This is a genomic window from Streptomyces sp. NPDC042002 (assembly GCF_055588305.1).
Genome location: NZ_JBVJCT010000010.1, coordinates 71,476 through 78,203, shown reverse-complemented (window position 1 = coordinate 78,203; position 6,728 = coordinate 71,476). Strand labels below are relative to the sequence as shown.

The window sequence follows — 6,728 nt, the reverse complement described above, 5'->3', positions numbered from 1 at the left end:
AGCCCGCATGCTTCCCGGTCCGCAGACCTTTCGGCCCTCACACCTTCCGGTAGGAGTACGCCTCCGCTGCCGCAGCCTCCACCGCGGCGAGGTCGGCGCCCGTCGAGGCCGTGACGACCGCGGCCACCGCCCCCTCGACGAAGGGGGCGTCCACCAGTTTTGTGTCGTCCGGAAGTTCGTCGCCCTCGGCGAGCAGCGCCTTGACGGTGAGCACGGCACTGCCGAGGTCGGTGAGTACGGCGATCCCGGCGCCGCGGTCCACGGAGGCCGCCGCGGCGGCTATCAGCTCGGCGCTGGTGCCGAGTCCACCGTCCACAGTGCCGCCCGCCGCGGCGACGGGGGCGATCGCGCCGCCGCCCGCCAGGCCCGTCGCCAGTTCGGCGACGGACGTGGCGACGGCGGCGCTGTGGGAGACCAGCACTATGCCGACGAGTCGTTCCTCGGTGTCACTCACCGGCCGCCTCCACGAGTGCCGCGATCAGCAGCGCCGAGGACGTGGCGCCCGGGTCCTGGTGCCCGATGCTGCGCTCGCCCAGATAGCTCGCCCGGCCCTTGCGGGCCTGGAGGGGCGTCGTCGCGACGGCGCCCTCCTCGGCGGCGGACTTCGCCGCGGCGAACGACTCGGCCAGCGCGTCGACCGCGGGCACCAGGGCGTCGATCATGGTCTTGTCGCCGGGCGCGGCTCCGCCCAGCGCCATCACCGCGTCGACGCCCGTGCGCAGCGCGTTCGTGAACTGTTCTTCGGTGACCTCGGCGGCGTCCCCGAGTGCCTTGCCGGTCCGGCGCAGCAGGGTGCCGTACAACGGCCCGGACGCGCCGCCGACCGTCGAGATCAGCTGCCTCCCGGCGAGTGTGAGGACGGCGCCGGGGGTGTCCGGAGCCTCCTTCTCCAGGGTGGCGGTCACGGCGGCGAATCCACGGTGCAGATTGCTGCCGTGGTCGGCGTCACCGATGGGCGAGTCCAGGTCGGTGAGCCGCTCCGCCTCGCGGTCCACGGACGCGGCGGTCACCGTCATCCAACGGCGGAAGAAATCGGCGTCGAGCACGGAATCTCCTTGCGTGGTACGGAAGTTGACCTGATGTCGGCCGACTGACACCGAGCGGCGGCCGGCCTTCCGTCGACCGGGCTCACCTGCACCGGTGCACAGGCCGGGATCACGTACAGCGGCTCGGCGGCCGGGATCCCGTACCCCGGCCCTGCGGCCGGGTTGACGTACCCGGTCCGCCGACCGGGTTCACACGCCCCAGCGCAGTCCCGGTGTCTTCACCGGCGCGTCCCACAGGCGCAACAGTTCCTCGTCCACCTGGCACAGGGTCACCGAGGCGCCCGCCATGTCGAGGGAGGTGACGTAGTTGCCGACCAGGGTGCGCGCGACGGCGATGCCCCGCTCGGTCAGCACCCGCTGCACCTCCGCGTTGAAGCCGTACAGCTCCAGCAGGGGAGTGGCGCCCATACCGTTGACGAGGACCAGCACCGGATTGCGCGGTGCCAGGTCCTCCAGGACGGCGTGCACGGAGAAGTCGGCGATCTCGCGCGAGGTCATCATCGCGCGCCGCTCCCGGCCCGGCTCGCCGTGGATGCCGACGCCGAGCTCCAGCTCTCCGGGCGGCAGGTCGAATGTCGGGCTGCCCTTGGCCGGAGTCGTACAGGCGCTGAGCGCGACGCCGAAACTTCGGGAGCTCTCGTTGACCTGCCGGGCCAGTGCCTCGACCGCCTCCAGGGGCGCGCCCTCCTCGGCGGCGGCGCCCGCGATCTTCTCCACGAACAGTGTCGCGCCCGTTCCGCGCCGCCCGGCCGTGTAAAGGCTGTCGGTGACGGCCACGTCGTCGTTGACGAGGACCTTGGCGATCCGGATGCCCTCGTCCTCGGCCAGCTCCGCCGCCATGTCGAAGTTGAGAACGTCGCCCGTGTAGTTCTTGATGATGAACAGCACACCCGCGCCGCTGTTCACGGCCGCCGCCGCCCGCAGCATCTGGTCAGGCACCGGTGAGGTGAAGACCTCGCCCGGGCAGGCCGCCGACAGCATCCCGGGGCCCACGAATCCGCCGTGCAGCGGCTCGTGCCCGGAGCCGCCGCCGGAGACGAGGCCCACCCTTCCCGCGACCGGGGCGTCCCTGCGTACGATCACGCGGTTCTCGACGTCCACCGTCAGCTCCGGATGGGCTGCCGCCATGCCCCGAAGCGCGTCCGCCACCACCGTCTCCGCCACGTTGATGAGCATCTTCATGGGTACCTCCCGGTGAGATGAACAGACGAGTTTCCGACCTGTGTTTTCCCTGGTCAAACCTGGTGCGGATAGTTCTTGATCTTGGCGCTTGATGGAGCTCGTTGCCGGGCTGTGGCGGTACTGACGCTGACCCGATGCCGACTTTCGTGACGGCCTGTCAGGTTTGCGGGGACGATTGGATGCGGGTCGGCGGGAGTGCTGTCATCCCCAGTATCGACCTTGCGGTAGCGAAGGTCACGTGCGTGGACGCTCGGGGAGGTGCGCGCGTACGTGAACCGCTCTCCGCCGTCTACGTCTGGGGGCGGGGCGCAACGAGGGGCGGCAGGTGCTCGTGGTCGGGCGCACGACGGTTCCACCCGGCACCGCTGGGTGGCAGAAATCCTTGGGGCGATGCCGGCCGAGCCGCACGACGGCCCTGCCCGGCCCCCGGAGGCTTTCGTCAGGCTGATCGACCAGCTGATGAGCCCCGCCGACGCACTGGAGGGGGGCCTGATCGTCCGAACGTGCCGCGCCGGCCCAATCGGGTGCGATACAGGAGGGCTTCGAAGCCTTCCATACCGACGATGGACACGCCATCGTCATGGTCGGGGACGTGACCAGGGCTCGGTGAACGAACGTGCTGGAAAGCGTCCTTGAACGCTTTCCAGCACGTCGTCACACGCAATTCGTCACCGGGGCGACGTCACTTGCCGTAGTACGCGTTGTGGATCGTCAGCGTCGACTCGTTGCCCTGCTTGTCCGTGACATCGGCGAGGAACGAGATGCCCTCGTCCTTCGCCGGGTTCCTCACGGAGATCTTGCCGCTCTCGACCTTCACGAGCTGCCAGGTCGCTCCGTCGTCGTAACTCACGGACACGACGAGCGACTTGAGGTTCTTCCCGGCCGCGGAGCCCTGCACGGCCACCGGGACCTGGACCGACGTGCCCGCCGGGGCGCGTGAGGCGAGGTCGACGGGGGCCGCGAAGCGGACCGTGGACACCGGCAGCGCCGTGGTGGCCGCGACCTCCTTGGAGCGGAACGTGAAGCTGGTGTCGACGCGGGTGGAGGCCGCGGCGACCTTCGCCGAGCGCTCGACGGAGGTCGTCAGCCGGTATTCGGCGTCGGCGGAGTCGACCGTGAAGGGCTTCGCGCCGCTCAGCGGGTCGTCGTTGTCGCCGACCTTGACCCCGTCGCGGTACAGCGTCGACGTGGCCGAGGTGTACGTCGAGAGGCCCACGTGGCCCTTGCCGTCGGCGAACATCGGCAGGGAGCCCATGATCTGCTGCTCGCCCGTGGCCGGGTCGGGTGCGGTGCGGAAGACACCCATGTTCTCGCCCAGGAGCGGGCCGAACACGCCGGTATTGAACGTCTCTCGGTACGACCTGCCGGCCTCGTAGCGCTTCGGCTCGGACATCTCGTAGGCACCGTCGAAGGACGGGTAGCCCGACTCGTCGGGCTCGCCCAGCTGATCGACCTTGGTCAGCCACTTGACGCCGTCGGCAGTCGAGACGTAGAAGGTGCGCGTGCCCGGCGCCGCCTGTGGCGCCGAGAACCCGTTGCCCTCCGGAGCACCCGGCAGATGGGGGAACGGGGAGGCGAGAGCGGTCTTCCCGGCAGCGGAGGCACCGACGTGCACCTTGAGCTTCGCCAGCTCGTCCGCCTTCACATGCTTGGTGTAACCGGTCGCGACCTCCCGCGTCTTGCCGCCGTAGGCCACCGAGTACTGAGTGGTGGCGTCCTTGAGGAAGTGCGCGTCCCAGGTCTGCAGGAGCGAGCCGTCCGTGACGGCCGGACCCAGGTGCGCGGTGCGGAAGCCGGTGAAACCTCTGAGGACCCAGCCGTTGCCGACGCGGCCGATGTCGGTCGCGAGCTCGTAGTACGTCCCCCCGTAGTCCACCGTGCCGAGGCCGGGCACGGTGATGTCCACCGGCTTGGTGGTGCGCGCGTCGGCCGTGACCGTGGTGTCGCCGGAGATGTCCAGCTTCGGCTGGGCGATCCAGTCGGTGCCCTTGGTGAGATCCGACGGGTCCTGGTAGACGGCCGTGTTGAACGTGTACGAGCCCTTGGGCACGCGGATCGTGTGTGTGCCCGGCTCGTTGTCGATGCGGGTCTGGAAGCCCTTGGCGGCGCCGGCGACGCCGATCAGGCTGCTGGAGAAGTTCCGCGCGTCGGTGCCGTCGCGGTCGATGGTCCTGAGCGTGACGTCGTAGGACTCCGCCTCGCGGACGGCCGCTACGGCCGTGCGGACGGACTGGCCCGCGCCGGTGGCGGTGACGTAGCCCGAGTAGGTGCCGTCGGCGTCGCCGATCCTGGTGTCGGCGGTCAGGTCGACCTCGGTCCTGCCGCCGGCGGGCACGGTCACCTTGGTGGCGCCGAGCGCGAAGAACCCGGCCGGGGCCGGCTCACCCGCCGGGTCCAGCGCGGACACCGACAGGTCGAGCGTGACGTCGCTGGTCCCGAGGTTGCGGTAGCCGACCTTCCGAGTGAGGGGCTGGTCGTCGGTGTGCGGCCACTGTGCGACGCCGAAGCTCAACGAGACCGGATCGGCGATCACGCTCTGGGCCAGCGCCTTGTCGACCTGGATGCGGCCCGAGCCCTGCTGGAAGACGGTGTAGTCGCCGCCCTTGGCCGACGCGATCAGCGCGCCCTTGAGCTCGGCCGACTTCCAGGCCGGATGCTGCTGCTTGAGGATCGCCGCCGCGCCCGCGACGTGCGGGGTGGCCATGGAGGTGCCGTCGAGCTGAAGGTAACCGGGGGCCGGGTGCGGGATACCTGGGTCGGTGTCGAACCGGCTGCCGGAGGCGGCGGCCGCGGTGATGGCGACGCCGGGGGCGGTCACGTCCGGCTTGACGGCGCCGTCGCCGACGCGCGGCCCGATGCTGGAGAAGGACGCCAGCTTGTCGTCCTTGTCGACGGCGCCGACGGTCAGCGCGGCGTCCGCGCTGCCCGGCGAGCCCACCGTCGACTCGCCGTACTCGCCGTCGTTGCCCGCCGCGATGGCGAACAGGATCCCCTTCTCGGCGGACAGCCTGTTGACCTCCTCCTCCATGGGGTCGACGCCCGGTTGGTCCGGGCCGCCCAGGCTGAGGTTGACCACGTCCGCGCCCTCGTCGGCGGCCCACTCCATGCCCGCGATGATGGCGGAGTCGTCGCCGAACCCCTCGTCGTTCAGCACCTTGCCGCTGAGCACCTTGGCACCCGGCGCGACGCCCTTGTACTTACCGCCCGACTCGGCACCGGTCCCGGCGGCGATCGAGGCGACGTGCGTGCCGTGCCCGACGCGGTCCACGGTGTCGGGCGAGCTGGAGAAGTTCTTCTCCTCGACGACCTGGGTCTTCAGGTCGTCATGGGTCTTGTCGACGCCGGTGTCGAGGACGGCGATCTTGACGCCCGTGCCGTCGTATCCGGCCGCCCACGCCTTGTCGGCGCCGATCTGCTTGACGCTGCGGTCCAGGCTCGCCCTGCGTACCCCGTCCAGCCAGACCTTTTTGATGCCGGAGGCGGTGGCACGCACGCCGCTCTTCTGCTGGTCGGTCAGCGCCTCCCACACCTTGGCCACGTCGTCCCGCGACGTACGGATGGCGTCGGCGTCGATGGTGGGCAACGTGCGTCGCAGCTGGGTGTCACCGGCGGAACGCACCTCGGCCCGTGCGGCGCCGGCGCCCCCGTCGTACTGCACGATCAGCTTGAGCCCGTCGCGCTGGCTCTTGCGCAGCAGCGGGTCGGTGAGTTCACCGACGTCGAAGAGCCGCTGGTCCAGCTTCCCCGTGGCGATGAGGCGCTGCGCGTCGCTGGGCACCACCAGCGTGTGGTCCTTGACGCGCTGCACCTGTACGGGTATGCGCTCACGGCCCTTGGCGGGCTCGAAGCCCACCACCTGGCCCTTGGCGCCGACCACCACACGGTCGCCCGTGATGAGCTGGATCCGCTGGTCGCCGTCGAAGCGCGTGGTGTTCGGTGCGGTCGTCGTGTTCGCGGCGATCGCTGTCGTGGGGCCGGTCATGCCTGCCACGAGGGCCACCGACGTGGCCGCCGCGATGGTGAAGGCGCGTGCTCTCTTCACTGTTGAGCGCAAGTCTCCCCCAGGAGCTTGGGATGAAGGCGAGTGGTCGTTTCCGGCCGTGGGCGGAACGTCGCTCGCCGGTCAGCGCAGTATGTGATGTGAGGGATACGTGATCAACGGCGTGGCAGGAGTGAAGAATCGAGGACATGACTTCAAGACACCTTTGGACATGCTGACCTTCAGGCGAGCTGGGGCCGCACGACCGATGGCCGCGCCGGGCCCTCATTCATGTGGCGGCCCCCCTTGTGTGGTCGTGATCTACCGCGAGCGGCTCAGTGTGCGGTGCAGCCAACCGAGGTGCACCGCCATCGCGTTCGTGAACGGATCGGTGTTCTCGCCCCGTACCGGGCCGGTGTTCTCGTCCCGTACCGGGACCAGCCCTTGCGTGGCCCGAGCAAGCCCGCCCTGGCACCCGGCAGTGTCTCCGGGGCGGCGAACGCCTGGACGGACAGGCCGAT

Annotated in this window: 4 protein-coding genes; all 4 read right to left on the bottom strand. The window is 70.1% G+C overall.

Features of this window, described 5'->3' with window-relative positions; genetic code table 11:
• Positions 1-37: 37 nt before the first annotated feature.
• Entirely contained in the window at positions 38-454 is a 417-nt protein-coding gene (locus tag ACZ6KY_RS17450; protein WP_469311142.1) for a PTS-dependent dihydroxyacetone kinase phosphotransferase subunit DhaM, read from the bottom strand.
• Positions 447-1,046, bottom strand: coding sequence for a dihydroxyacetone kinase subunit DhaL (gene dhaL / locus ACZ6KY_RS17445; RefSeq protein ID WP_469311141.1), 600 nt, complete (start codon positions 1,044-1,046; stop codon positions 447-449). Before dhaL ends, ACZ6KY_RS17450 begins: the two co-directional genes overlap by 8 nt.
• A gap of 189 nt (positions 1,047-1,235) precedes the next feature.
• Positions 1,236-2,228, bottom strand: coding sequence for a dihydroxyacetone kinase subunit DhaK (gene dhaK / locus ACZ6KY_RS17440; RefSeq protein WP_469311140.1), 993 nt, complete (start codon positions 2,226-2,228; stop codon positions 1,236-1,238).
• A 682-nt stretch (positions 2,229-2,910) separates the two neighbouring features.
• Positions 2,911-6,270, bottom strand: coding sequence for a S8 family peptidase (locus ACZ6KY_RS17435; RefSeq protein ID WP_469311139.1), 3,360 nt, complete (start codon positions 6,268-6,270; stop codon positions 2,911-2,913).
• Positions 6,271-6,728 lie beyond the last annotated feature (458 nt).